The sequence below is a fragment of the Streptomyces sp. NPDC013187 genome, assembly GCF_042899705.1.
Classification (GTDB): domain Bacteria; phylum Actinomycetota; class Actinomycetes; order Streptomycetales; family Streptomycetaceae; genus Streptomyces; species Streptomyces hawaiiensis_A.
Genome location: NZ_JBIBAF010000001.1, coordinates 327852 through 354046, shown reverse-complemented (window position 1 = coordinate 354046; position 26195 = coordinate 327852). Strand labels below are relative to the sequence as shown.

Sequence of the window (26195 nt, the reverse complement as noted above, 5' to 3'; positions counted from 1 at the left end):
GAGAAGCTCAAGCAGAGAACCTCAAGCAGAGACCCTCAAGCAGAGAACCTCAGGAAGAGACTCCGTTGAAGCTCAGCCTCCCCCGCCTTTCCCGCAGACCGTCGGCGCCCGGCGCCGCCCACCGCAGGAGCCTGTCCCGCCGTGCCCTGCTCGGCCGTATCGCCGCCGTCGGCGGTGCCGTGGGCGTCGCGGCCCTCCCCCTGTCCCATTTCCTCTCCCAGGCGTACGCCGACGCGAACAACCCGATCCCGGCCCGGGTACGGGACGCCCTGCGCAGCGCGCAGGACCGGACCCGGCGCGTGCTGGCCGGCTCGCGCTCCCACAACGGCTGGGAGATGGAGAACGTCGCCGACGACGGCGGCACCGTCTACACCCGCCCCGTCCCCGGCACCCCGCTCACCGGCGTCGCCGTGCGCATGGGCGATGTGGAGACCGTCCTCGTCCACCTGGTGCGCCGGTTCCACTACGAGGTCGACCCGCTGCGCCGGGGCGACGTCGTCGGATGGCACGACCCGGCCGGCCTCGCCAGGAGCCGGCCCGAGTCCAATCTGGCGTCCGGCACGGCTGTGCGGATCCGGCCCGGCTTCTATCCGCGCGGCGCCCGGGGCGGCTTCTTCCCGCAGCAGGAGGTCGTGATCCGCGACATCCTCGCAGAGCTCGACGGCGTGGTCCGCTGGGGCGGCGACGACCGTACGCCCGACGAGTCGCTGTTCGGCATCGACGTTCGCCCGGACGACCAGCGGCTGGTCCGGGTCGCGGCGCGGATCCGCGGCTGGCAGCTGGAGCCGGGAGCCGGTGCGGGCGCCCCGGTGAACGTGCTGTCGGGCGCCCGGCGCAAGGCGGCCCGGGCGCTGCAGCGCCGCCAGCGCACCGCGGCATGACCTCCGTATGACGGGGACTTCCGTATGGCGGGGACTGCCGTATGACGAAGACGGCCGTATGACGGGCACTGCCGTATGACGCAGACGGTCGTATGACGGGCACTGCCGTATGACGCAGACGGTCGTATGACGAAGGGGGCTCCGCCGCGGTGTGCGGTGGAGCCCCCTTGTCGTCCCGCTTGTGCCGTCCTGCTTGTGACGTCGCCCTAGCTGGTGAAGCCGTAGTTGAGCAGCTTCGTCGCGTCCGCCTTGCGCGCGTCCAGGCCGGTCGAGGCGAGGACCGTGCCGATGACGGTCTTGCCGTTGCGGGTGGCGGCGAAGACCAGGCAGTACTTCGCCTCCGGGCCGGAGCCGGTCTTCACGCCGATCGCGCCGCTGTAGCTGCTGAGCAGCGGGTTGGTGTTCTCCCACGGCGCCATCGTCCGCGTACCGCCGGTCTTGGTGGTCGTCTTCGCCGTGTACTTCTTGGTCTTGACGACCGTGCGGAACGTGGAGTTCTTCATCGCGGCGCTGGCGAGCTTGGTCAGGTCGCGCGGCGTGGAGTAGTTGGCGCCGTGGCCGATGCCGTCGAACGAGTCGAAGTGGGTGTTCTTCAGACCCAGGTTCTTGGCGGTGGTGTTCATCTTGCCGATGAACGACTTCACGCGCGCCGAGCGCGTCGAGCCCGAGCCGAACTTGTCGGCGAGCGCGTACGCCGCGTCGCAGCCGGACGGGAGCATCAGCCCGTACAGCAGCTGGCGGACGGTGACCTTGTCGCCGACGATCAGCTTCGCGTTGGACGCGTAGTTGTTGTCGACGATGTAGTCGCTGTACGCCTTCTGGATCGTGACCTTGCTGTCCATGTTCAGGTTCGACTGCTTCAGCACCACCAGGGCGGTCATGATCTTGGTGGTCGAGCCGGTCGAGCGGCGCGTGTCGGCCGCCTTCGTGTACAGGGACTTGCCGGTCGCGTTGTTCATCACATAGCCGCCCTTGGCGGCGATGGAGGGCGCCGAGGCGGCCTGCGCCGGCGCGACGGTGAGGGCGCCGGTCGCGAGCATGGCGCCGGTGGTGACGGCGACGGCCGCGGCTCTGCGGAGACGAGTGCCCTTAATGCCGGTTATCAAGTGAAGTACCCCGATTACGTCGAATGCCTCAACGGTGCGGCCGAGTTGAGGACGAGGGGAAAGGGGCCGCACGTGTCTGACTCGTAACTAGCACACGTGGTTGTGCTGTTGCCGAGGGGGATCCCCCCTTTGCCACGGATGTGTGACATTCAAGTCCGCATACTGGACGTATCCATGCATGCGTACCTGTTGTATCTATGCTGTCCGCATGACCCTGGCCGTGAAGCAACCGCCCGCCGCCGACCGCGTCTACGCCCATGTCAAACAGGGCGTCCTGGAGCGCCGCTACGAGGGCGGGTCCCTCCTCACCGAGGGAGAGCTCGCCGAAGCCGTCGGAGTGTCGCGCACGCCGGTCCGCGAGGCGCTGCTCCGGCTGGAGGCCGAGGGGCTCATCCGGCTCTACCCGAAGAAGGGCGCCCTCGTCCTGCCCGTCTCCGCGCAGGAGATCGCCGATGTCGTCGAGACGCGGCTGCTCGTCGAGGAGCACGCGGCGCGCAAGGCCGTGCCCGCGCCGGCCGGGCTCATCGAGCGCCTGGAGGAGCTGCTGGCCCGGCAGAAGAAGCAGGCCGTCGCCGGGGACTTCGCCGGGGCCGCCGTCACCGACCGCTGCTTCCACGCCGAGATCGTCCGCAGCGGCGGCAACGAGATCCTCTCCCGCCTCTACGACCAGCTGCGCGACCGCCAGCTGCGCATGGGCGTCGCCGTCATGCACTCCCACCCCGACCGCATCGCCAAGACCCTCGCCGAGCACGAGGAGATCCTCGACGCCCTGCGCTCCGGTGACGCCGAGGCCGCCGTCGGCCTCGTCCACCGGCACATCGGCTGGTTCTCGCACCTGGCCCGGGGGGAGGTCCGATGAGCGCCGTCGCGATACCCGGCGACCCGCCGGGCGGCCGCCGGGCCCTGGCCGTCTGGGGTGTCGGCGTCTCGGTCTACTTCGTCGCGGTCATCTTCCGCACGTCCCTGGGCGTGGCCGGCCTCGACGCCGCCGACCGCTTCCACGTGAACGCCTCGGCCCTGTCCACCTTCTCCATCCTCCAGCTGCTGGTCTACGCGGGCATGCAGATCCCCGTCGGCCTGCTGGTCGACCGGCTCGGCACCAAGAAGGTGCTGGCGCTCGGCGCGGTGCTGTTCACCGCCGGGCAACTGGGCTTCGCCTTCTCCCCGTCGTACGGCACGGCGCTCGCCTCCCGGGCGCTGCTCGGCTGCGGTGACGCGCTGACGTTCATCAGCGTGCTGCGCCTGGGCAGCCGCTGGTTCCCGGCCCGGCGCGGGCCGCTGGTCGCCCAGTTCGCGGGCCTGGTCGGCATGGCCGGGAACCTCGTCTCCACGCTCGTGCTGGCCCGGCTGCTGCACGGCATCGGCTGGACGGCGGCGTTCGCGGGCAGCGCGGCCGCCGGTGCCGTGGTGCTCGTCCTGGTGCTGCTGTTCCTCAAGGACCACCCGGAGGGCCAGGAGCCCGAGCCGCTTCCGCACCAGGGGGCGGCCTACGTGCGGCGGCAGATCGCCGCCTCCTGGCGGGAGCCCGGGACGCGGCTCGGCCTCTGGGTGCACTTCACCACCCAGTTCCCGGCGATGGTGTTCCTGCTGCTGTGGGGGCTGCCGTTCCTCGTCGAGGCGCAGGGGCTGTCCCGGGCGGTGGCCGGTGAACTGCTCACCCTCGTCGTCCTGTCGAACATGGTGGTGGGCCTGGTCTACGGCCAGATCGTCGCCCGGCACCACGGGGCCAGGCTGCCGCTCGCGCTCGGCACGGTCGGTACGACCGCGGCCCTGTGGGCGGCGACCCTCGCCTACCCGGGCCCCCACGCCCCGATGTGGCTGCTGATCGTGCTGTGCACGGTGCTCGGGGCGTGCGGACCGGCGTCGATGATCGGCTTCGACTTCGCCCGCCCGGCCAACCCGCCCGAACGGCAGGGCACCGCCTCCGGCATCACCAACATGGGCGGCTTCGTGGCCTCCATGACCACGCTGCTGGCGATCGGCGTCCTCCTGGACGCCACCGGCGACGACTACTCCCTGGCCTTCTCGGTGGTGTTCGTGCTCCAGGCGGTCGGTGTCTCCCAGATCCTGCGGCTGCGCGGGCGGGCGCAACGGCGGGAGCGGGAGCGGCTGGTGGCGAGCCGCGTGGAGACGGTGCACGTGCCCGTGTGACGTCCGTCAGGCGGTCGGTACGAGGGTGAGGTACGCGAGGCCGAGGATGCCGCGGTAGGCGAGCCACCGGGCCCGGTGCCGGTCGGCGCGCTGCCGTGTCTCCTCCGCCAGGGGGTGACGGGGGTGCTCGGCGAGCCACACCTCGGTGTCCGCGAGGTACCCCGACTCGAACGCCTCCCATTCGTCGAGGCTCGCGGTCTCCGTCCACTCGGGCCGGAACCCGGCCTCGATCGCCAGGTCGATGAGCGTCGCCAGGCCGTGGTGGTCGGTGAGGGCCGCGTCCGGCCACATGCGGGACAGTTCGTCGGGAGTGGGGGTGCGCTCCCAGAAGCCCTCGCCGAGGAGGACGCGGCCCCGGTCGGTGACCAGGCGGCGGAGTTCCGCGAGCGCCTTCGGCAGGTCGTCCCCGAGGGCCTGGCTCGCTCCCACGCACAGGACGAGGTCGGCGGGGCCCCGGGTGGTTCCGGTGGCGGACTCCTCCAGGAACCGGACCCGGGACGCCAGGCCGCGCTCGTCGGCGGCCTTCCGCCCGCGCGCCAGATCGTCGGTGTCCAGGTCGATGCCGGTGCCGGTCGCCTCCGGCGCAGTGGCCAGGACGCGGAGCATCAGCTCGCCCGCGCCGCAGCCGATGTCCAGGACGGTGGTGGGGTGGTGGCGGGTGAGGCGCTGTACGAGGTCGGCCGCCCTCGCCTCTGAGAGCGGGCCGTGGAAAGTGAGGCGGGTGCGGTGGGGTGGGGTCATGCCGGGGGACGCTACGGGGGTTGTGGGGCAGCGGCACGGGGTTTTTCGGTGCTCGGCGTTCGTGCTGGGGGCGGGTGGGTCCGCAGCCCGGCGTAGCGGGGTGCCTCCCCCAAGCTCTCGGCTTCGCTCGAGCAGGGGGGACCCCCACGCCCACCCGTGCCGCCCCTGGCTTCCTGGCGGCACCCATGCCCGCAGCGGGGCGGCACGCATGCCCGCAGCGGAGGGGGGATCCCTACTGCGTCACCGTGAAGTTGTTCAGGATTGCCGCCGTCAGCTCTGGGTCGCCCTCTGTCTTCAGGCGGTCGGAGACCGACTCCGGGGTCACACGGCCGCAGGCCAGACGGACGTACGTCTCCCAGTCGAGGGTGATGGTGGCGGCGGGGCCGAGGGCCGGGGCCGTCTCCAGGGTGCCGCGGCCCTGGATGTCGACGCGGATCGTACGCAGAAACTCGACGGGCCCGTGCACGTCGAAGACGATCGCCGAACTGCGCGGTGCCTGCGCGTCCTCGGCGACCACGCGCGGGAGTTCGCCGAGGAGCACGTCACGGGCGACCAGCGCGCCGGGGGAGTCGAGGTTGCCGGGCCGGCCGAGGGCCGTGCGCAGGTCCTGCTCGTGCACCCACACGTCGAACGCGTGCCGCCGCATCGACTCCTCCAGGGTGAGCTCGCTGCCGTGCGGCCCTCGTACCTTCGTGCCCGGGTCACGCGACTCGTTCCGCAGCTGCCGGTTGCGGCGGATGATCACGTACTCCAGCTCGGAGGTCATCTCCGGTGCCGTGTGGTGGCGGCGGACGTCGACCTGCATCTCCATGTAGCGCTGGTGCTCGTTGGTGACGTGGAAGAGGTCGCGCGGGAGGCTGTGGATGGGCCGCGGGTCGCCGAGCATCTCGCAGTCCAGACCGATGACGTGGGAGACCACGTCCCGCACCGACCACCCGGGGCACGGCGTCCGCCGGTTCCACTCGGCCTCCGGGAGCGGCTGGAGCAGCTCGGATATCGCTTCGATGGAGTGGGTCCAGGCGTCGGCGTAGGGCTGGAGGGCGGGATGCAGACTCACGGAACGGGACCCCTCGGCGGTTCGGTCACGGGCAGGTGGTGGCGGCGTTGCCAGTGGGAGGTGGCGGCTGTCGGCGGGCGTCTCGCGAGCTAAGTTACGCTGCTCCGAGGCACCCCGGCAGTGCTTTCGTGTGACGATCGTAGGCCCGTGTGGACGGCTCGAATGCCAGGACGGTGGTAGTGTGCGCGCCTCTGTGATCCAGATTGCCGTGAACGAGGACGAATCGGTCGAAGCGCGCCGCCGACGCGTGGCGGCGCTGGTCCGGGAGCAGTCCGGAGCCGATCTCGTCGTCCTGCCGGAACTGTGGACCACGGGCGCCTTCGCCTACGAGGAGTTCGGGCGCGAGGCCGAGCCGCTCGAGGGGCCGACGTACGAGGCGATGGCGAAGGCCGCGAGCGACGCGGGCGTGTGGCTGCACGCGGGTTCCATCCCGGAGCGGGACCCTGACGGGCCGCTCTACAACACCTCCCTCGTCTTCTCCCCCTCCGGCGACCTGGCCGCCGCCTACCGCAAGATCCACCGCTTCGGCTTCGACAAGGGCGAGGCCGTGCTGATGGGCGCGGGTACCGAGCTGGTGACGGTGCGTCTGCCCGAGACGACCCTGGGCCTGTCCACCTGCTACGACCTCCGCTTCCCCGAACTCTTCCGCGGTCTTGTGGACGCCGGTGCGGAGACGCTCGTGGTGTCGGCGGGGTGGCCGGAGCGCCGCCGCTCCCACTGGACGCTGCTGGCCCAGGCACGGGCCGTTGAGAACCAGTCGTTCCTCCTCGCCTGCGCGACGGCCGGGACACACGCCGGGGTTCCCCAGGCCGGTCACTCGATGGTGGTCGACCCGTGGGGCGAGGTGCTGGCGCAGGCCGGTGCCGGCGAGGAGGTCCTCACGGTGGAGTTCGACCCGGGGAAGGTCGCCACCACCCGGGAGCAGTTCCCGGCGCTGAAGGACCGACTGCTGGGACTCCAGCCTCCTCGCCGGCCCTGAGGACGGGCGCGACCCCTGAGGACGGGCGCGACCCCTGAGGACGGGCGCGACCCTTGAGGACGGGCGCGACCCTTGAGGACGCGCGGCCCTTGAGGACGGGCGCGGCCCTTGAGGACGGGCGCGGCCCTTGAGGGCGGGCTCGGGCTCTGGGGGCGAGCGCGGGCTCTGAGGGCGGCCCCGGGTTCTCGAAGCAAGCGCCCGGGTGGCTCAGGCTCAGTCCTCCCGCTCCTTCTCCGCCAGGTGGATCACGCACACGGCCACCGCGATCAGCAGCGCCGGATCCGCGTCCTCGCGGACGACGTCCACGCCGTAGGTGTCCCGCAGGGTCAGCCATCGCCGTGAGATCACGGCCAGCAGCTCACCGTCGTACTCGACGGCGAACTCCCGGTCGAGGATCTTTCCGCTGACGTCCAGCTCGTGGCCGTCGGCCAGGGACACCCGGTAGTGGTTGCGCAGCAGGGACAGCCGTTTCCTGCGGATCGTCGCCAGCGGCTCCCCGCCGCGCTGGAGCACCATGGTGTCGCGCAGGGCGAGCATCTTCTGGTGGATGTCGACGAGGACGCGCCCCTGGGTGTCCTTCAACTCCCAGGTGTCCCGCAGCCGCAGGGCCTTGCCGTCGACGAGGAACACCTTGCTGCCGCGGTCGTCCTCGATCCAGTAGTCGTCACCGAAGCCGAGGAGCCGGTCGTACACGAGGAATCTCATGACACCAGGGCTTCCCCGCGGCCCGGCCTGAAACGCCGCCTGTAGGCCGACGGGCTGAGCCCGGTCACCTGCCGCAGCCGTGCCCGCAGATTGGCGGCCGTTCCGAGCCCACTTTCTGCCGCCACCACGTCCATCCGCTCCTCGCCCCGCTCGATGAGCCGGCAGGCCAGCGCCACGCGCTCCTCGGTCAGCCACGCCAGCGGGGTGGTGCCGAGCTGTGCGCGGAAGCGGCGATGAAGCGTGGCGGGGCTGACCCGCGCTCGGGCGGCCAGGTCCGCGACCGCCAGGGGCTCCCCCAGCCGCTCCTGCGCCCACGCCAGCAGCGGGGCCAGGGACTCGTCCCGCACCTCCGGGACCGGCCGCTCGACGAACTGTCGCTGCCCCCCGTCGCGGTGTGCGGCGAACACCAGCCGGCGGGAGACGTGGTTGGCCATCTCCGCACCGTGGTCACGCCGCCAGATGTGCAGCCCGAGGTCGAGCGCGGCCGCGCTGCCGGCGGCGGTGAGGAGATCACCCTCGTCGATGAACAGCACGTCCGGCTCCAGCAGCACCTCCGGGTGCAGCCGCCGGAAGGCGTCCGCCCAGCGCCAGTGGGTCGCAGCCCGCCGCCCGGCCAGCAGCCCGGCCTCCGCGAGGGCGAAGGTGCCGGTGCAGAAACTCATGACCCGGGCGCCACGCACGTGTGCGCGCCGTATGGCGTCGAGAACGTCGGGGGCGCGCGGTACGACGTTGTCCGGTCGGCCCGGGACGACCAGCGTGTCCGCCTCCGCCACGGCGTCCAGGCCCCGGACGCCGGTGAGCGTGAAGAACCCGTGGTTCATCCGGATCTCCGGCGTGGGCGCGCACAGCGTCACCTCGTACAGAGGCGACGGCAGCCCCAGCTCCGGCCGGGGCAGCCCGAACAGTTCGGTGGCCACCCCGACCTCGAAGGGATTGGTGCCCTCGTCCACGATCACGGCGACCCTGTGGGGGCGCTGCGAGGATCCTTGCGACATGTGCGACTCCTATCACTCGCACGGCCTCCACGGCACCCGCAGGATCACCTCATGACCCAGGAACCCATCGCCCTCGCCCGCGCCCTTGCCGCCTTCTCCGACCGCTGGAGTCCCCGCATCGTCACCGCCGTGAACGACTACGACGTCCGGATCGCCAAGGTGGAGGGCGAACACGTCTGGCACGTCCACGAGCACACCGACGAGTTCTTCCTCGTCCTCGACGGCGAATTGCACATCGCCCTGCGCGAGCCGACGGGCGAGCGCGCGGTGGTCTTGCCCCGGGGCAGCGTCTTCACGGTGCCGCGCGGCACCGAACACAAGCCGTCCGCCTCCGTCCCCACCGCGATCCTCATGTTCGAACCCACCGACACCCTCACGGTCGGCGACCGCCACGACGAGGTCCCGGACCGCGTGGACGCCACTAGGGGGCATGTGTTGGGGTGAACACCCCTGGCCATCCCACCGAACTGCCGCACAGCGGTGAGGGCGCGGGGGACCGACTGCCCCGCGCCCTCGCACTCGACCCTTCCGCACCGGAGGGTGTGCCGCAGATCTTCGTGAATGGACGCCCGAGGGTGTCCGGGGGTCAGACCCCGTAGCCGTCGCTGTAGCCGTCGCGGCGGTGGTGGTGTACCCCCGGGTCGTCCACGACCGGGGTCGTGGGGGGCACCACCACGCGTCGGCGCCTGGCGATGCTGCTGAACGTGGTGACGCCGATCAGTCCGACGATCATCAGGATGATGCCGACCAGGTCGAGGTTGACCCCCTGCATGTCCCAGTCGGTCGCGAACGTGAGGATGGCTCCCACGGCGATGAGGATGATGCATCCGCCGAGGCCCATGTGTGTCGCCTCCCTGTACGGTCCGGTCGTTCCGGTCCCGGAACACCGGGTACCCCCGAAGGGAACACCCATGCGGTGACGGCCCGTTCTACCTCTCGAGGAACGCCGCCAGCGCGCCCGCCAGCAGGAACGGGTCGTCGGCGCCGCACAGTTCGCGGACGCTGTGCATCGACAGGATGGCCACGCCGATGTCGACGGTCCTGATGCCGTGCCGGGCGGCGGTGATCGGGCCGATCGTGGTGCCGCAGGGCATGGAGTTGTTGGAGACAAACGACTGGAAGGGCACGTCGGCCGCCTCGCAGGCCGCCGTGAACTCCGCGCGGCCCGAACCGTCCGTGGCATAGCGGTTGTTGACGTTGACCTTGAGGATCGGGCCGCCGTTGACGCGCGGGTGGTGCGTCGGGTCGTGGCGCTCCGCGTAGTTGGGGTGCACGGCGTGGCCGGTGTCGGAGGACAGGCAGACCGTGCCGGCGAAGGCGCGGGCCCGGTCCTCGTAGGAGCCGCCGCGGGCGAAGACCGAGCGTTCCAGCACGTTCCCGAGGAGCGGTCCGTCCGCGCCGGTGTCCGACTGGGAGCCGTTCTCCTCGTGGTCGAAGGCGGCCAGGACGGGGATGGACGCCGGCTGCGACGAGGACGAGGCGACGGCCGCCAGGGCCGCCGTGCCGGCGTGCACCGACAGGAGGTTGTCCATCCGCGGGCCGGCCAGCAGCTCGCGGTCGCGGCCCAGGTAGGCGGGCGGTTCCACGGAGTGCGTCATGAGGTCCCAGCCGGTGACCTCGCCCGCCGGGATGCCGGCCGTCTCCTCCAGGAAGGCGATCAGGTCGCCGTCGCGGACGTCCCGGCCGAGGCCCCAGACCGGCTGCATGTGCCGCTGCTTGTCGAGCTTGAGGCCGTCGGCCGTGACCGAGCGGTCCAGGTGGATGGCGAGCTGCGGAACGCGCAGCAGCGGCCGGTCGACGTCGACCAGGCGCGTCGAGCCGTCGCGCAGGGTCAGCCGGCCCGCGATGCCGAGATCGCGGTCCAGCCAGGAGTTGAGCAGCGGTCCGCCGTAGATCTCCACGGCCACCTGGCGCCAGCCGTGCGCCCCGGTGTCGGGGAGCGGCTTGACGCGCAGGTTGGGGGAGTCGGTGTGGGCGCCGACGATCCGGAACGGCGTGTGAGGCGCCGCGCCCTCCGGCACGTACCAGGCGACGATCGCGCCGCCGCGCAGCACGTACCTGCCGCCGCTCCCCGCGGCGGAAGCCCCTGACGCCACCGCGTCCCAGGCGTCCGTCTCGGCGACCTGCTTGAAGCCTGCCTTCTCCAGTCGCTCGGCGGCGTTCGCCACGGCGTGGTACGGCGAAGGGCTCGCCGCCAGGAAGGTCATGAGGTCGTCGGTGTGGCCGCGGTCGAAGCGGGCTCGTTCGGTCATGGGGTTCACTCTAACGACGGACGAGGGCCCGTTCCCGGGGTAAGGGAACGGGCCCTCGAACAGAGGACGTGAAAGATCTAGAACGCGGCCTCGTCCAGCTCCATCAGGTCCAGCTCGACACCCTCGGCGACCTTGCGGGCCAGGGTGACGCCCGGCAGGACGTTGGCGGCGAAGAACTTCGCGGCGGCGATCTTGCCGGTGTAGAAGGCCTTGTCCTTGGCGGAGGCCGTCTCCAGCTTCTCGGCGGCGACCGCGGCGCCCTTGAGCAGCAGGTAGCCGACGACGACGTCACCGGAGGCCATCAGCAGGCGGGTGCTGTTGAGGCCCACCTTGTAGATGTTCTTGACGTCCTGCTCGGTGGCCGCGAGGTCGGTGAGCATCAGGCCGACGATGGCCTCCAGCTCGACGGCGGCCTTGGCGAGGTGCTCGCGGGCCGCGCCGAGCTCCTCGCCGCCCTCACCGAGCGCCAGGAACTTCTTGATGTCCTCGGCGAGGGAGTTCAGCGCGGCGCCCTGGTTGCGGACGATCTTCCGGAAGAAGAAGTCCTGGCCCTGGATGGCCGTGGTGCCCTCGTAGAGGGTGTCGATCTTGGAGTCCCGGATGTACTGCTCGATCGGGTACTCCTGCAGGAAGCCGGAGCCGCCGAAGGTCTGCAGCGACTGGGCGAGCTGCTCGTAGCCCTTCTCGGAACCGTAGCCCTTGACGATGGGCAGGAGCAGGTCGTTCAGGGCCTCCAGGGCGGAGACGTCCTCGCCGGCGGCCTCCTTGACCTGGATCTCGTCCTGGATGGAGGCGGTGTAGAGCACCAGGGCGCGCATGCCCTCGGCGTAGGCCTTCTGCGTCATGAGCGAGCGGCGCACGTCGGGGTGGTGGGTGACGGTGACCTTGGGCGCGGTCTTGTCCATGAAGTTCGCCAGGTCGGGGCCCTGGACGCGCTCCTTGGCGTACTCCAGGGCGTTGAGGTAGCCCGTGGAGAGCGTGGAGATCGCCTTCGTGCCGACCATCATGCGGGCGAACTCGATGATGCGGAACATCTGGCGGATGCCGTCGTGCTTGTCGCCGATCAGCCAGCCCTTGGCGGGGTGCTGGTCACCGAAGGTCATCTCGCAGGTGTTGGAGGCCTTCAGGCCCATCTTGTGCTCGACGTTCGTGGCGTAGACGCCGTTGCGCTCGCCCAGCTCGCCGGTCTCGAAGTCGAAGAGGTACTTCGGGACGAGGAAGAGGGACAGGCCCTTGGTGCCGGGGCCGGCGCCCTCGGGGCGGGCCAGCACGTAGTGGAGGATGTTCTCCGACATGTCGTGCTCACCGGACGTGATGAAGCGCTTCACGCCCTCGATGTGCCAGGAGCCGTCCTCCTGCTGCACGGCCTTGGTGCGGCCGGCGCCCACGTCGGAGCCCGCGTCGGGCTCGGTGAGCACCATCGTGGAGCCCCACTGCTTCTCCACGGCGACCTTGGCTATGTGCTTCTGGACCTCGTTGCCCTCCTCGAAGAGGATGCCGGCGAACGCCGGGCCCGAGGAGTACATCCACACGGCCGGGTTGGCGCCCAGGATCAGCTCGGCGTAGGCCCAGATCAGGGAGCGGGGCGAGGTGGTGCCGCCGATCTCCTCCGGCAGGCCGAGGCGCCAGTACTCGGAGTCCATGAAGGCCTGGTAGCTCTTCTTGAAGGACGCGGGGACCGGCGCGGTGTTGGTCTGCGGGTCGAAGACCGGCGGGTTGCGGTCGGCGTCGATGAAGGACTCGGCCAGCTCGTTCTCCGAGAGGCGCGTCATCTCCTCCAGGATGCTCTTCGCGGTCTCGACGTCCATCTCCTCGAACGGGCCGGTGCCGTACACCTTGTCGCGCCCGAGTACTTCGAAGAGGTTGAACTCGATGTCGCGGAGATTCGACTTGTAGTGCCCCATGGCGACGGCTCCCGGCTCCGTAGAGAGATCGGCGAGGCACTGGATCCTCGCGCTAGTTCACGTACCAACAAGTAGCTACGATGATGCTACCCGCCGGTAATAAGAAGCAACCCCGATCCGTCATCTGTGACAGGTCACACCGGAACGGTCAATGCCGCGGTGTAGCCGTCCCTCGCGCTGCCCGTCATCGTCGCCAGCTGCCGTTCATGGCCGTCGCTGAAGATGCTGTCGTCCTCCAGCGAGAGGCTGGACAGGTTCCGCACACTCGCGTCGTAGCCGTCCGAGGCGTAGACCGTGTCGCACACGTCCTGCGGGAAGGCGAGCTGCGAGGTGTTCGTGATCGACGTCGCCGCGGTGGCGTCGGCCAGGCTGCCGTAGACCTCGAAGTGCAGGTGCGGCCAGCGGCCCGGGTAGCAGCCCGGGAAGATGCTGGTGAACGTGACCCGGCCCCGGTCGTCCGTCTCCTGCACGCCCCGCAGGTAGTTCTCCTCCGTGACGCCCTCGGAGTACAGGGAGTAGGCGCCGTCCCGGTCGCAGTGCCAGAGGTAGACGGCCGCGCCCTTCTTCGGCGTCCCGCAGCCGGAGGCCGCGTCCACCACCGTGAGCCGGATCGTCAGGGGCACGCCCTCGGCTCTGCCGCCCGCGGAGTCGCCGAAGCTCCGGGTGATGTCGCTGCGGACGACACCGCTCTCCTTCAGTACGTTCACGCCGTTCGAGCCGTCGCCGGGGAAGGGCCCGGCCGTCTCCTCGGGGATCTCCGCACACCCCGTGGACGAGGAGGAGGGGGACGCCGAGGTGCCGGCCTTCGAGGTGCAGCCCGCCAGCGGGACCAGGCTCGCGCCCGCCATCAGCCGGATCATCCGGCGGCGGGCCAGGACGGGCAGGTCGTGGGAGAGGCCCCCGTCGTGCGCGGGCGGGCCCCCGTCGTGCGCGGCCGGGCCCTCGTCATCGCGTGCGTTCATGCCACGACGCTACGAGCGCGGACCGCGGCGATCCACAGACCGGGCGCTGTCGACTCGCTGTCGGTTTGCCGGGACCGCCGTACCGGCCCGCCGGCCGGTCCGCTCTCGGTACGCTTGCGCTCATGTACGGCTACGACCAGACAGCGGGCCCGCAAGGGCAGTACGCCCCTCCGCAGCAGCCGATGTCCGGCGGGTACGGGCAGCAGCCGCCGCTGTACCCCGAGCCGTCCCCGCCGTCCCTCACGGACGCGGTGCGCGCCTTCACCACCGGGCAGATGGCCGCCGAGGACTTCCAGCAGGTCTTCGCCACGTCGAAGGTCTACTGCCCGCGCGGCGACAACCCCGGCTTCCTCGCCCTGCACAACACCCAGCAGCCGGTGATCCCGATGTTCAGCACGCTCAAGGAGCTGCGCCGGTACGCGGGCAAGGAGTCCAAGTACTTCGTGATCACCGGTGCCGAGGTGCTGGACCTGCTGCCGACCGGCTACGGCTTCGTCCTCGACATGGAGGGCGAGCACCGCATGGTGTTCGACGCGAAGGCAGTCGAGCAGATGGTCGAGTTCGCGATGCGCCGGATGTATGGCTAGACGCCATTGCCGCGCGGATGGCGGCTGAGACCCGGACGTAGTCACTTCGGCAGGCGCAGCGCCAGGCCGTCCAGGACGACCTCCAGGCCGTAGGTGAACTTGTCGTCGCGCAGCTTCGCGGGGTCGGAGGCCTGCGCGGAGGTCTCGGGCCCGGCGGCCGCCAGGTGGTCGTAGCCGGCCGAGGCCTGTTGGGCCGCGGGCAGCAGCCGGGCGACGAACTCCGACTCGCTCTCGCCGGAGCGGGCGACCGTGGTGAGCCACGCGGCCTCGGTCGTGCTCATGCCGATGACGTACGAGAAGACGGCGTCGATCGCCCGGCTCGGCTCCGGGAATCGCGCGGCGGTGAACAGGGCCGCCAGCCGCTCCGAGAAGTTCATGTAGTTCGGACCGAGGTAGGCGAGCCCCGCCTGCCCCAGGACCAGGGTCAGCCAGGGGTGCCGTAGCGCCGTCGTGCGGAAGGATCCGGCCGCCTCGGTCACCGCCGCGCGCCAGTCGGGGCCGCCCGCCGGCGGGACGTGGATCTCGGCGGCGACCTCGTCCACCGCGAGTTCCATCAGCTCGTCCTTCGTCGCGACGTGCCGGTACAGCGAGGTCGCTCCCGCGTTCAGGCGCGCGCCGAGCTTGCGCATGGAGAGCGCCTCGATGCCCTCGGCGTCGAGCATCGCGATCGCCTCGCGCACGATCGCGTCCCGGCTGAGCGCGGGCTGGTCGGTCCGGCGCTGCTCGCGGGTCCATACGGACGGGATCGGGTTCTTGTCCGTCGCCTTGCTTCTGCTCATGGGCGCTCCTCCTGAATGACCAATCGCGCTGAATGACCCATCGCGTGCGAACAGCGTGCGCAACCAGCGTACAGAACGCAAGGGTTGCGCACACCGTTCCGCTGTGCGTACAGTGTTCGCATCGAAGGAACGGTGTTCGCGGGAGGGGAAGAGGACATGGAAGCTCGCAATCCACGCCGCTGGTGGATCCTGATCGTGCTGTGTCTCAGCACGCTGGTCCTGGTCGTCGACAACATGGCGCTGACGGTCGCGGTGCCCACGCTGACCGAGGACCTCGGGGCGAGCGCCCAGGACATGCAGTGGATCCTCGACTCCTACACCCTGGTCTTCGCCGGACTGTTGCTGACCTCGGGAAGCCTCGGGGACCGGTTCGGGCGCCGGAGGGTGATGCTGATCGGGCTGCTGCTGTTCGGCGCGGCCTCACTGGGGGCGGTGTTCTGCTCCAGCCCGGGTGAGCTGATCGCGGTGCGGATCGCGATGGGCGTCGGCGGCGCGCTGATCATGCCCTCGACCCTGTCGATCCTGATCACCGTCTTCGACGAGGACGAGCGGCCCAAGGCGATGGCGGCGTGGGGCTCGGTGTCGATGCTGGGGCTGGTCGGCAGCCCGGTGCTCGGCGGCGTGCTGATCGACCACTTCGCCTGGCAGGCGATCTTCCTGATCAACGTCCCGATCGTCGGCCTCGCGCTGCTGGCCGGTGTGCTGCTGATGCCGGAGTCGAAGGCGCCGTGGCAGAAGCCGGACCCGCTGGGTGCGGTGCTGTCGGCGGTGGGCATGACGGCCCTGGTGTGGTGGATCATCGAGATCCCTCAGCACGGCGCGTTCGAAGGCCGCTCCCTGATCGTCCTGGCCGTGGCGGTGCTCGCCCTGGCCGGCTTCGTGACCTGGCAGAACGTGACCCCCTCGCCGATGGTCCCGCTGGTCCTCTTCAAGCACCGCAACTTCAGCGGCGGTTCGCTCTCCCTGGCGCTCGTCCAGATCGGTAACGCCGGTCTGCTGCTGGTGCTGACCCAGTACCTCCAGTTCGTCCTCGGCTGGTCCGCGGTCAGGGCGGGCCTGGCCTTCCTGCCGCTGGCCGTGGCCGCGCTGGCCGGCAACGCGGCCGGGGCGCAGCTCGCCGCCAAGGCGGGCAACCGGTTCGTCATCCTCGGTGGGATGCTGCTGATGGCCGCGTCCTTCGGACTGCTGACCACGCTCAGCGCCGACAGCGGCTTCACGGTCCCGGCCGTGGCGCTAGGGATCCTGGGCCTGGGCGCCGGGCTGGCGATGCCGGCCGCGGTGGCCGCGCTGATGGGCACCATCCCCGAGGACAAGGCCGGCGTCGGCTCCGCCCTCAACGACACCATCCAGCAGTCCGGCACCGCCCTCGGCATCGCGATCCTCGGCTCCCTGCTCTCCGGCGGCTACACGGACGAGATGCCGGCCGGCGCCCCCGAGCAGGCCCGGGAGTCCATCGGCGGTGCGCTGGCCGTCGCCGGCGGTGACGCGGGGCTGGTGCGGGCGGCCCGGGAGGCCTTCGCCGCCTCGATGTCGACGACCTTCACGATCAGCGCGCTCGGGGTCCTGGCCGCGGCGGTCGTCGCCACGCTGGTCATGCGGGACCGCAGGACGCCCGCTCCCGCCGACGCCGCGAGCGAGGAGCGCGAGCTGGTCGCCTGACGCGGACGCCCGAGGGCCGTCACCCCGCAACGGGGTGACGGCCTTTCGCCGTGCCGGTCTCCCGTGGTTCGCTGCGCCGTCCCCCGGGTGGGAATGCCCTCCGGTTTTTCTCTGTTCAGGGTGGCAAGAAGTTCAACGCTCAACTAAACTGGGCGTACACGAGGAGGAACCGACATGCCTGCAGTGACCGTCGAGAACCCGTTGACGCTGCCCCGCGTGACCGCTCCGGCCGACGCCGTGGCACGTCCCGTACTTGCCGTCACGACCGCTCCGAGCGGTTTCGAGGGCGAGGGCTTCCCGGTGCGCCGGGCGTTCGCGGGGATCAACTACCGCCATCTGGATCCGTTCATCATGATGGACCAGATGGGCGAGGTGGAGTACGCGCCGGGCGAGCCCAAGGGCACCCCGTGGCACCCCCACCGCGGCTTCGAGACCGTCACCTACATCATCGACGGTATCTTCGACCACCAGGACTCCAACGGCGGTGGCGGCACCATCACCAACGGCGACACCCAGTGGATGACCGCGGGCTCGGGCCTGCTGCACATCGAGGCCCCACCCGAGCATCTCGTCGTCTCCGGCGGGCTCTTCCACGGCCTGCAGCTGTGGGTGAACCTCCCGGCCAAGGACAAGATGATGGCCCCGCGCTACCAGGACATCCGCAGCGGCTCGGTCCAGCTGCTCACCTCCCCCGACGGCGGCGCGCTGCTGCGCGTCATCGCCGGTGAGCTGGACGGCCACGAGGGTCCCGGCATCACGCACACGCCGATCACGATGGTCCACGCGACCCTCGCGCCGGGTGCGGAGCTGACCCTGCCGTGGCGCGAGGACTTCAACGGCCTGGCGTACGTCCTGGCGGGCAAGGGTGCGGTCGGTGCGGAGCGGCGCCCGGTCCACATGGGCCAGACCGCCGTCTTCGGCGCGGGCGGTTCGCTGACCGTCCGCGCGGACGAGAAGCAGGACGGGAACACGCCGGACCTGGAGGTCGTCCTGCTCGGCGGGCAGCCCATCCGCGAGCCCATGGCCCACTACGGCCCGTTCGTCATGAACACCAAGGACGAGCTCATGCAGGCCTTCGAGGACTTCCAGAAGGGCCGCCTGGGCACGGTCCCGGCGGTGCACGGGATGACCGCGAGCGGTCCGCAGGACTGACGTGGGACGGGGCGGCTGACGTCCCGTCACCCTGGCGGGCCTCCCCGGCGGGACGGCCCGCCCGGGGCGTGATCGGGTGGGCATGTGCATGCCTCCACCCCGGTGCTCCCCGAGCCAGCCCGGCGTTTCGCCGCCTGGTGTGCCGTTCTGCTGCTCCTCGCCGGAGTCGTCTACGTCGGGATCCGGCTCGTCGTGGAGTTCCGGACCGCCGTCGTGCCCGTGCTGCTCGCGCTGCTCGGGACGGCGCTACTCGGGCCGCTGCACCGACGGCTGGTGAAGGCCGGGGTGCACCGGTCGGTCGCGGCCGGGCTCACCTGTGTCGCGGTGGTCGCCGTGGTCGGCGGGGCCGTGTACATCGTGGTCGCCGCGCTCATCGACACCGGCGACGAGATCGTCGCCTCGCTCAAGGAGGCCGCCCGGGGTGTCTCCGAGCACTTCGGGGCGGCCGGCACCTCGCTGGACGACCTCGCCTCGAACGCCCGGGAACTGCTGGGGAAGTTCGGCGGTACGGCCGCCTCCGGCGTGATCAGCGGCGTCAGCGTGGTCGGCGAGTCCATCGCCATGGCCGTCCTCGCGCTGCTGCTCGTCTTCTTCTTCCTGCGCGACTCCGACAAGGCCGCCGGGACGCTGCGTTCCCTGGCGCCCCGTGGGGCGGCCGGCACCCTGGAGGCCATGGCGCGGCGGGCGCTGAGGGCCGTCGAGGGGTTCATGCGCGGCACCACCCTCATCGCCCTCATCGACGCGCTCTGCATCACGGTCGGGCTGCTCGTCCTGGATGTGCCCGGCGCGGCCGGACTGGGCGCCCTGGTCTTCGTCGGCGCGTACATCCCCTACCTCGGCGCCTTCATCTCGGGCGCTGTGGCCGTGCTGGTCGCGCTGGCCGACCGGGGGTTCGTCATCGCGCTGTGGGCGCTCGGCGTGGTCCTCGCGGTGCAGGTGCTGGAGGGGCATGTGCTCCAGCCGATGATCCAGAGCCGGACCGTGCAGATGCATCCGGCGGTGGTGATGGTGACGATCACGGCCGGGGCGTCCGTCGCCGGAGTCCTCGGCATGCTGCTGGCCGTCCCGCTCACGGCGGCGGCCTTCGGCGTCGTCCAGGAACTGCGTACCCGCTACGGCGACCAGGAGCCGTCGCCCGAGCCGTCCACCGACTCGTAGAGCTCGAACCAGATGCTCTTGCCCTCGCCGCGTGGCTCCACCCCCCAGGCGTGCGCGAGCAGTTCGATCAGCACCAGGCCGCGGCCGGAGGACGCCAGTTCCCCGGGGCGGCGTCGGTGCGGCAGGTCGTCGCCGGCGTCCGTGACCTCGATCCGCAACCGTCGCCCACCCACCTCGCCGGTGATCTCGGCGACCAGCAGCGCGTCGGAGTCGGTGTGCACGAGGACGTTCGTCAGCATCTCCGACAGCAGCAGCACCGCCGAGTCGACCTGGTCGCGCGAGACCCAGTCGTGCAGCAACTCGCGCAGCTGCTGGCGGGCGACGGCGACCCGCTCGGGCTCGGCCTGCGCGACGGTCAGCACCGAGCGCCGCACCGGAGGCCGTACGGTCATCGCGTCGCCGCAGCCGCAGCCCGCGCCCTCCCGGCTCAGCAGCAGCAGCGCGATGTCGTCCTCGCGGCGGTCCGCCAGCGGGCCGGTGGTGTGGTGCGAGGACGGCCCGTGCACGGCCTGCACGAGGCTGTCGGCGAGCTCCTCCAGATCGCCCTTGTGCTCCTCCAGGATCACGCGCAGCCGCCGCCAGCCGGTCTCCAGGTCGTGGCCGCCGGTCTCGAGCAGGCCGTCCGTGCAGATCAGCATGGTCTCGCCGGGTTCCAGGGTGAGCCGGGTCGTGGGGTAGTCGGCGTCCGGGTCGATGCCCAGCGGCAGCCCGCCCGACGTCGGCCGGGTCAGCACCGTGCCGTCGGCCATCCGGATCGCCGGGTCCGGGTGCCCGGCGCGGGCGATGTCCAGCACCCCTGTCGCCGGGTCGACCTCGACGTACACGCACGTGGCGAAGCGTGGATCGGCCGGGTCCTCGTCGCTGATGCCGTGCAGGAAGCGGGAGGCGCGCGACAGCACCGCGTCCGGGCGGTGGCCCTCCGACGCGTAGGCCCGCAGGGCGATCCGCAGCTGGCCCATGAGGCCCGCCGCCCGTACGTCATGGCCCTGCACGTCACCGATGACCAGCGCGAACCGCCCGCTGGGCAGCGGGATCACGTCGTACCAGTCGCCGCCGACCTGGAGCCCGCCGCCGGTGGGGACGTAGCGGGCCGCGACGCTCATGCCCGGGATTCGCTGCTGTCCGAGTCTCGGCAGCATCGTGCGCTGGAGGCCGTCGGTCAGTGCCCGCTCGCTCTCGGCCAGGCCCGCCCGGGTCAGGGCCTGTGCCAGCATCCGGGCCACCGTCGCCAGCACGGACCGCTCGTCCGGGGTGAACGCCACCGGGTAGGTGAACGCCGCCATCCACGCCCCCATCGTGCGCCCGGCCACGGTCAGCGGGAGGAACGCCCAGGAGCGGCGGCCGAAGCGCTCGGCGAGCGGCCAGGTCAGGGGGTAGCGGGCCTTGTACTGCTCGGCGGAGGACAGGTAGACGGCCCGGCCGGTCCGCACCACCTCGGCGGCCGGGTAGTCGGTGTCCAGCGGCATGTCCGAGAAGGGGTTCTCGGTGCCCCGCTGCTGCCCGTGGTGGCCGATGATCGTCAGGCGATCGCCCGATACGCCGAACACGGCCAGCCCGTCCGGCGAGAACCCGGGCATCGACAGGTTCGCCGTGACCCGCAGGACCTCCTGGGTGGAGCGCGCCTCGGCCAGGGCCCGGCCCGCGTCCAGCAGGAACGCCTCCCGGGAGCGCCGCCAGTCGCCGGTCACCGCACTGCGCCCGGCCGGGGTGCCCGGTGTCGGCTCGGTGACCTCCTGGAGCGTGCCGATCAGCCGGTACGCCTTGCGGGCCCGGTCGAAGGACGGCTTGGAGCGGCTGCGGACGACCCGGACGACCCGGCCCAGCTCGTCCATGATCCGGATCCTGACCTCGGCGAGGGTGCCCTCGGCCACGGCCAGCTGGATCACACCGGTGATCTCGTTCCAGTCGACGGGATGCAGCCGGGCCCGGGCCTGGGCCTCCGTGAGGCTGACCTGCTCGGCGGGCAGCCCGAGCAACCGGGCCGCCTCGGCATCGACCGTGACCAGCCCGGTGGCGGTGTCCCAGTGCCACAGGCCGGTCGCGAGGGCGGCGAGGGCCTCCCCCACGGCGGGCAGAGGCTCGCCAGTGCGCATTGCCCTACTTTAAGAAGACGCGCTCGCACACTGCCACCGATGGGGACACGTGCCCGAACGGCGGTGACTGCGTGCTCGATCGAGAACTGAGGAGAGCTGATCTTCGCCTGCCCGGTACGCTGGGGAGGCGTTTCACGTGAAACACAGACCCCGATCAGCGAAGACTGGATGAACGACGATGCATCGGTACAGGTCCCACACCTGCGGCGAGCTCCGCTCCTCTGACGTCGGCAGCGACGTCCGGCTGAGTGGCTGGCTGCACAATCGGCGCGACCTGGGCGGCATCCTCTTCATCGATCTGCGCGATCACTACGGCATCACGCAGCTCGTGGCCCGTCCCGGCACCCCCGCCTACGAGGCCCTCGACAAGCTCTCCAAGGAGTCGACCGTCCGCGTCGACGGCAAGGTCGTCTCCCGGGGCACGGAGAACATCAACCCCGAGCTGCCGACCGGTGAGATCGAGGTCGAGGTCGGCGAGGTCGAGCTGCTCGGCGCGGCCGCCCCGCTGCCGTTCACGATCAACACCGAGGACGGGGTCAACGAGGAGCGGCGCCTGGAGTACCGCTTCCTGGACCTGCGCCGTGAGCGCATGCACAAGAACATCTTGCTGCGCACGTCGGTCATCTCGGCGATCCGGCACAAGATGACGGCGCTGGGCTTCAACGAGATGGCGACGCCGATCCTGTCCGCGACCTCCCCCGAGGGCGCCCGCGACTTCGTCGTCCCCTCCCGTCTGAACCCGGGCAAGTTCTACGCCCTTCCCCAGGCGCCCCAGCAGTTCAAGCAGCTGCTGATGATCTCCGGCTTCGACCGGTACTTCCAGATCGCGCCCTGCTTCCGCGACGAGGACGCACGCGCCGACCGCTCGCCGGGCGAGTTCTACCAGCTCGACATCGAGATGAGCTTCGTCGAGCAGGAGGACGTCTTCCAGCCCGTCGAGAAGCTGATGACCGAGCTCTTCGAGGAGTTCGGCGGCGGCCGCCACGTCACCTCGCCGTTCCCGCGGATCCCGTTCCGCGAGGCGATGCTGAAGTACGGCTCCGACAAGCCCGACCTGCGGGCCCAGCTCGAACTCGTCGACATCACCGACATCTTCGAGGGCTCGGAGTTCAAGGCGTTCGCCGGCAAGCACGTGCGCGCCCTGCCGGTGCCGGACGTCTCCGGCCAGCCCCGCAAGTTCTTCGACCAGCTCGGCGACTACGCCGTCTCGCAGGGCGCCAAGGGCCTGGCGTGGGTCCGCGTCGCCGAGGACGGCTCGCTGTCCGGCCCGATCGCGAAGTTCCTCACCGAGGAGAACGTCGCCGAGCTGACCAAGCGCCTGTCGCTCGCGGCCGGCCACGCGGTCTTCTTCGGCGCGGGCGAGTTCGACGAGGTCTCCAAGATCATGGGCGCGGTCCGGGTCGAGGCCGCCAAGCGTGCCGGGCACTTCGAGGAGGGCGTGTTCCGGTTCTGCTGGATCGTCGACTTCCCGATGTACGAGAAGGACGAGGAGACGGGCGCGATCGACTTCTCGCACAACCCGTTCTCCATGCCGCAGGGCGGTCTCGAGGCCCTGGAGACCCAGGACCCGCTGGACATCCTCGGCTGGCAGTACGACATCGTCTGCAACGGCGTCGAGCTGTCCTCCGGCGCGATCCGGAACCACGAGCCGGAGATCATGCTCAAGGCCTTCGAGATCGCCGGGTACGACCGCGAGACCGTCGAGGAGAAGTTCGCGGGCATGCTGCGCGCCCTCCGCTTCGGCGCCCCGCCGCACGGTGGCATCGCCCCGGGTGTCGACCGCATCGTCATGCTGCTCGCCGACGAGCCCAACATCCGCGAGACCATCGCCTTCCCGCTGAACGGCAACGCCCAGGACCTGATGATGGGCGCGCCGACGGAGCTGGACGAGGCACGGCTGAAGGAGTTGCACCTGTCGGTGCGCAAGCCGCAGCCGAAGTAGGCGAACGCCCGTGAGTGGCTCGGAACCGGCGCCGGTTCCGAGCCACTTTCGCGTCCAGGGCCTTCACCCAGCTCTCACCCAGGCTCCTGACAGCCGCGCTCTCTAGCTTCCTTTCCCATGACGGGACAGGAGACGGCCCCAGGGCCGAAACACAAGAGGGATCTGACGCGCCGCAAGGTCGTCGCCGCGGGAGCCGGTGCGGTGGTTGCGGCGGGCGTCGGCGGTTCGTTCGCGGCGGGCGCGTTCGCCGGCGAGGAGACGACGGCGGCCAAGGGGAAGACGGCCACAACCTCGGGCGAGGCCTGCTACAAGCTGACCTCCGAGACGACCGAAGGCCCCTACTACATCGACGCGGACAAGCTCCGCCGGGACGTCACCGAGGACCAGGAGGGCATCCCGCTCACCCTGCGTCTGAAGGTGATCGACGCCGACACCTGCAAGCCCGTGGCGAACGCCGCCGTCGACATCTGGCACTGCAACGCGCTGGGCGTCTACTCCGGGTACGAGGCGATGGGCAGCGGGGGAGGTGGCGGAGGGGGCGGCACGCCTCCCTCCGGTACGCCGACCGGCACCCCGACCGGGAGCCCCACGGGCTCGCCCCCGGTAGGCGGGGGCGGTGGGGGTCACGAGGAGCCCACCGACGACGAGCGCTACCTGCGCGGCACGTGGCGGACGGACAAGAAGGGCGAGGTCGTCTTCCGCACGGTCTTCCCCGGCTGGTACCAGGGGCGCTGCGTTCACATCCACACCAAGGTGCATGTGAACGGCACCTGGACCGACGCGGGCTACGAGGGCGGCACGACCTGCCACACCGGCCAGCTCTTCTTCGACGAGGCGTCCGTGCTGGCCACGGCCGAGGTCGCGCCGTACTCCACCAACACCACGACCCGCACGACCCTCGACGAGGACACCATCTACCCGGGCAACGGGGCCGAGGGCGGGTTGCTGAAGCTGAAGTACAAGAAGGGCGCCATCGCCAAGGGTGTCGTCGCCGCGCTCACCATGGGCATCGACCCCGAGGCGACGCAGGACGGCACGGGGGACTCGGTCCAGCCGGGCGCGTCGGCTTCGGCGACCGCGAGCTGACGCGGACCCCTTTCTCGCTGTGGGGCGGGAGTGAGCAGGCAAGTCCTGATCGTCCGCCCCACATTCACAACCATGGACTTCTGTCCCACCCGTTGACCCGGAAGGCGAGCCTCCCTAAGGTCCCTTCGAAACGCGTACGTGATTGCTGTTCATGTACGTGTACCGTAAGGGAGACAACGATGTCAGACGCCGTGACAGCGATACCCGAGGCCGAGCAACGGGCGGTGGGCAAGTTCCTGCGCCGCATGCTGCCGATCCTGGTCCTGATGCTGCTGGTCAACCAGATGGACCGGACGAACGTGGGCTTCGTCCAGGACGAACTGCGGGCCGACGTCGGAGTCAGTGCCACGGCCTACGGACTCGGCGCGGGCCTGTTCTTCATCGGCTACGCGCTGTTCGAAGTGCCGAGCAACATGTGGCTGGAGCGGTTCGGCGCCCGGGTCTGGCTGACCCGCATCATGATCACCTGGGGTCTGGTGATCGTGGCGATGTGCTTCATCCACAACGTGTGGATGTTCTACGGGCTGCGGTTCCTGCTCGGTGTCGCGGAGGCCGGCTTCTTCCCCGGTGTGCTGCTCTACTTCACCCAGTGGCTGCCGGACTCCAGCCGGGGCCGGGCCAGTGCGATCTTCCTGGGCGGCTCGGCGACGGCGTACATCGTGACCGGCCCGATCACCGGCGCGCTGCTGGAGCTGCACGGTGCGGGCGGCATCGCCGGCTGGCGCTGGATGTTCGCCCTGGAGGGCGCCTTCTCGATCTTCGTGGGCTTCATCGCCGGGTTCTTCCTCGTCTCGCGGATCCAGGACGCGACGTGGCTGACGCCGGAGGAGAAGGCCGCGCTGAGCGAGGCGGTGGCGCGGGACAGGGAGGCGCGTGACCGTGCTCCGTCGGTGTCCCGCTGGAAGCTGATCTTTCACCCGCAGGTGGCGGTTCTGACCTCTGTCTTCTTCGCGATGGCGCTCACCGGCTACGCGATCACGTTCTGGCTGCCGAGTCTGGTGGAGGAGATCGGCGGGCTGTCGCCCTTCCAGATCGGGCTGCTGTCGGCGATCCCCTGGATCTGCGCGGTGATCGCGATGTACACGATGAGCCACTTCACGGACCGGGCCCCCGACCGCCGCCCCTACCTGGCGATCGCCCTGGTCCTGTCCGCCACCGGCACGTTCCTCGCCACGCTCGGTTCCCCCTGGTTCGGCCTCGCCGCGCTCACTCTGGCGGCGGTGGGCGGCAAGTGCGCGGCCACCCTGTTCTGGCCGATGGCCCAGTCGGGCCTCGACCTGAAGATCGCGGCACCAGGTCTCGCCCTGGTCAACTCCTTGGGAAACCTCGGTGGTTTCGTGTCGCCGACCCTGTTCGGCTACCTGAAGGACACGACGGGGAGTACGAACGGGGGCCTGTACACGCTCTCGGCGGCGTCGATCCTGGCGGTGATCGGGGTGGCGTTCGTGCGGCACACCAAGCGGGGCGAGCAGATGGGCACCCGTGGGCGTGCGGCGGTTTCGGGGGAGGCGGCTGTGCGGTAGGCGCGACGGCTCGTGGTAAGCGTGGTCGTCCGAACGGGAACGGGGGACGTGTGGACGACCACGAGGACCAGATCCTGGCCGATGAGCTTGCGGCTCTGGCTGCCGCTGCCGGGGCCTGGGGCGGCTTGACCCGCTTCGTGGCCAAGCTGATGCGGAAGAACGTTCAGGAGATCGACCTGGTCGTCGCCCTGCCGTTCGACGACGCCGTCGAGCACGTTGCCTCGGTACTCGAACGGGCAGGGCGAACGGTCGGCCCTGTGCCGGAATCCGGTGAGGGGCAACGGACGCTCCGGGTCGTCGTCGGCGGTGGCGCCGGCGGCCTGAACCCGGTCGTCGTCACCGCCCGGGTGACCGGCGGCGGGGCGCCCGACTCGGAGGTCAGGCTCCGTGCTGCTGCCAAAGAGGGCTTGGTCAGGCAGCGTGCGGGCGAGCGGACCGCTACCCGTCTTGCGGCGCTGCTCACGACGTAGAAGTCTTGTCAGA

General features: G+C 70.6%; 24 protein-coding genes. 13 read left to right on the top strand and 11 right to left on the bottom strand.

The window, feature by feature from the left end; all coding sequences use genetic code 11:
• Positions 1-131: 131 nt before the first annotated feature.
• On the top strand, positions 132-881 hold the full coding sequence (locus ACFY5B_RS01680; protein ID WP_389963672.1) for a hypothetical protein: 750 nt from the start codon (positions 132-134) through the stop codon (positions 879-881).
• A gap of 206 nt (positions 882-1087) precedes the next feature.
• On the opposite strand, the gene ACFY5B_RS01675 is transcribed toward ACFY5B_RS01680, so the two are convergent.
• A complete protein-coding gene (locus tag ACFY5B_RS01675; RefSeq protein ID WP_389962993.1) occupies positions 1088-1987 on the bottom strand; it encodes a D-alanyl-D-alanine carboxypeptidase family protein in 900 nt (299 codons plus the stop codon).
• Positions 1988-2195: 208 nt separating this feature from the next.
• Between ACFY5B_RS01675 and ACFY5B_RS01670 the strand changes: the two genes are divergently transcribed.
• On the top strand, positions 2196-2846 hold the full coding sequence (locus tag ACFY5B_RS01670) for a GntR family transcriptional regulator (RefSeq protein WP_389962990.1): 651 nt from the start codon (positions 2196-2198) through the stop codon (positions 2844-2846).
• Complete coding sequence (locus ACFY5B_RS01665) at positions 2843-4138, top strand: nitrate/nitrite transporter (RefSeq protein WP_389962987.1); 1296 nt, start codon at positions 2843-2845, stop codon at positions 4136-4138. The genes ACFY5B_RS01670 and ACFY5B_RS01665 overlap by 4 nt, the downstream gene beginning before the upstream one ends.
• 6 nt (positions 4139-4144) lie before the next feature.
• On the opposite strand, the gene ACFY5B_RS01660 is transcribed toward ACFY5B_RS01665, so the two are convergent.
• Entirely contained in the window at positions 4145-4879 is a 735-nt protein-coding gene (locus ACFY5B_RS01660; protein WP_389962984.1) for an SAM-dependent methyltransferase, read from the bottom strand.
• Positions 4880-5111: 232 nt separating this feature from the next.
• Complete coding sequence (locus ACFY5B_RS01655; RefSeq protein ID WP_389962981.1) at positions 5112-5936, bottom strand: maleylpyruvate isomerase family mycothiol-dependent enzyme; 825 nt, start codon at positions 5934-5936, stop codon at positions 5112-5114.
• Positions 5937-6117: 181 nt separating this feature from the next.
• Between ACFY5B_RS01655 and ACFY5B_RS01650 the strand changes: the two genes are divergently transcribed.
• Positions 6118-6915, top strand: a complete 798-nt coding sequence (locus ACFY5B_RS01650; protein WP_389962978.1) for a carbon-nitrogen family hydrolase — start codon at positions 6118-6120, stop codon at positions 6913-6915.
• 213 nt (positions 6916-7128) lie between these two features.
• Here the strand turns inward: ACFY5B_RS01650 and ACFY5B_RS01645 are convergent, their stop codons facing one another.
• Positions 7129-7620, bottom strand: coding sequence for an LURP-one-related family protein (locus ACFY5B_RS01645; protein ID WP_344460791.1), 492 nt, complete (start codon positions 7618-7620; stop codon positions 7129-7131).
• Positions 7617-8615 (bottom strand): GlxA family transcriptional regulator, encoded by a 999-nt coding sequence (locus ACFY5B_RS01640; protein WP_389962975.1) that lies wholly within the window; start codon positions 8613-8615, stop codon positions 7617-7619. The genes ACFY5B_RS01645 and ACFY5B_RS01640 overlap by 4 nt, the downstream gene beginning before the upstream one ends.
• A gap of 51 nt (positions 8616-8666) precedes the next feature.
• Between ACFY5B_RS01640 and ACFY5B_RS01635 the strand changes: the two genes are divergently transcribed.
• Positions 8667-9059, top strand: a complete 393-nt coding sequence (locus ACFY5B_RS01635) for a cupin domain-containing protein (RefSeq protein WP_389962972.1) — start codon at positions 8667-8669, stop codon at positions 9057-9059.
• A 142-nt stretch (positions 9060-9201) separates the two neighbouring features.
• Here the strand turns inward: ACFY5B_RS01635 and ACFY5B_RS01630 are convergent, their stop codons facing one another.
• The 4 genes from ACFY5B_RS01630 to ACFY5B_RS01615 form a co-directional block, all read right to left on the bottom strand.
• Positions 9202-9456, bottom strand: a complete 255-nt coding sequence (locus ACFY5B_RS01630) for a DUF6458 family protein (RefSeq protein ID WP_389962969.1) — start codon at positions 9454-9456, stop codon at positions 9202-9204.
• Between the two features lie 88 nt (positions 9457-9544).
• The gene (locus ACFY5B_RS01625; RefSeq protein ID WP_389962966.1) at positions 9545-10867 is read right to left on the bottom strand and encodes a M18 family aminopeptidase; all 1323 of its coding nucleotides are present in this window, start codon (positions 10865-10867) and stop codon (positions 9545-9547) included.
• 77 nt (positions 10868-10944) lie between these two features.
• The gene (locus tag ACFY5B_RS01620; protein ID WP_389962963.1) at positions 10945-12771 is read right to left on the bottom strand and encodes an acyl-CoA dehydrogenase; all 1827 of its coding nucleotides are present in this window, start codon (positions 12769-12771) and stop codon (positions 10945-10947) included.
• A gap of 134 nt (positions 12772-12905) precedes the next feature.
• Positions 12906-13733 carry an intradiol ring-cleavage dioxygenase gene (locus tag ACFY5B_RS01615; RefSeq protein ID WP_389962960.1) on the bottom strand — a complete coding sequence of 276 codons (828 nt, stop codon included), beginning with the start codon at positions 13731-13733 and terminating at the stop codon, positions 12906-12908.
• Between the two features lie 122 nt (positions 13734-13855).
• On the opposite strand from ACFY5B_RS01615, the gene ACFY5B_RS01610 reads away from it, so the two are divergent.
• Positions 13856-14320: an SseB family protein gene (locus tag ACFY5B_RS01610; RefSeq protein ID WP_030846788.1), complete on the top strand. Its 465-nt coding sequence runs from the start codon at positions 13856-13858 to the stop codon at positions 14318-14320.
• A gap of 41 nt (positions 14321-14361) precedes the next feature.
• Here ACFY5B_RS01610 and ACFY5B_RS01605 read toward each other — a convergent pair whose 3' ends face one another.
• Positions 14362-15099 (bottom strand): TetR/AcrR family transcriptional regulator C-terminal domain-containing protein, encoded by a 738-nt coding sequence (locus tag ACFY5B_RS01605; RefSeq protein ID WP_389962957.1) that lies wholly within the window; start codon positions 15097-15099, stop codon positions 14362-14364.
• A gap of 156 nt (positions 15100-15255) precedes the next feature.
• On the opposite strand from ACFY5B_RS01605, the gene ACFY5B_RS01600 reads away from it, so the two are divergent.
• The 3 genes from ACFY5B_RS01600 (at position 15256) to ACFY5B_RS01590 (ending at position 19068) form a co-directional block, all read left to right on the top strand.
• Positions 15256-16758, top strand: a complete 1503-nt coding sequence (locus ACFY5B_RS01600) for an MFS transporter (RefSeq protein ID WP_389962955.1) — start codon at positions 15256-15258, stop codon at positions 16756-16758.
• Positions 16759-16932: 174 nt separating this feature from the next.
• Positions 16933-17910 carry a pirin family protein gene (locus tag ACFY5B_RS01595; RefSeq protein WP_389962952.1) on the top strand — a complete coding sequence of 326 codons (978 nt, stop codon included), beginning with the start codon at positions 16933-16935 and terminating at the stop codon, positions 17908-17910.
• An 84-nt stretch (positions 17911-17994) separates the two neighbouring features.
• Positions 17995-19068, top strand: a complete 1074-nt coding sequence (locus tag ACFY5B_RS01590) for an AI-2E family transporter (RefSeq protein WP_389962949.1) — start codon at positions 17995-17997, stop codon at positions 19066-19068.
• On the opposite strand, the gene ACFY5B_RS01585 is transcribed toward ACFY5B_RS01590, so the two are convergent.
• The gene (locus ACFY5B_RS01585; protein WP_389962946.1) at positions 19023-21161 is read right to left on the bottom strand and encodes a SpoIIE family protein phosphatase; all 2139 of its coding nucleotides are present in this window, start codon (positions 21159-21161) and stop codon (positions 19023-19025) included. The genes ACFY5B_RS01590 and ACFY5B_RS01585 overlap by 46 nt on opposite strands.
• 178 nt (positions 21162-21339) lie before the next feature.
• Here ACFY5B_RS01585 and aspS point away from each other — a divergent pair, with 178 nt between their 5' ends.
• The 4 genes from aspS to ACFY5B_RS01565 all read left to right on the top strand — a co-directional run bounded on the left by aspS (position 21340) and on the right by ACFY5B_RS01565 (position 26182).
• Complete coding sequence (gene aspS / locus ACFY5B_RS01580) at positions 21340-23103, top strand: aspartate--tRNA ligase (protein ID WP_389962943.1); 1764 nt, start codon at positions 21340-21342, stop codon at positions 23101-23103.
• A gap of 117 nt (positions 23104-23220) precedes the next feature.
• Positions 23221-24189: an intradiol ring-cleavage dioxygenase gene (locus tag ACFY5B_RS01575; RefSeq protein WP_389962940.1), complete on the top strand. Its 969-nt coding sequence runs from the start codon at positions 23221-23223 to the stop codon at positions 24187-24189.
• Positions 24190-24368: 179 nt separating this feature from the next.
• Entirely contained in the window at positions 24369-25712 is a 1344-nt protein-coding gene (locus ACFY5B_RS01570; protein WP_389962938.1) for an MFS transporter, read from the top strand.
• A gap of 50 nt (positions 25713-25762) precedes the next feature.
• Positions 25763-26182 carry a hypothetical protein gene (locus ACFY5B_RS01565; protein WP_389962936.1) on the top strand — a complete coding sequence of 140 codons (420 nt, stop codon included), beginning with the start codon at positions 25763-25765 and terminating at the stop codon, positions 26180-26182.
• Positions 26183-26195 lie beyond the last annotated feature (13 nt).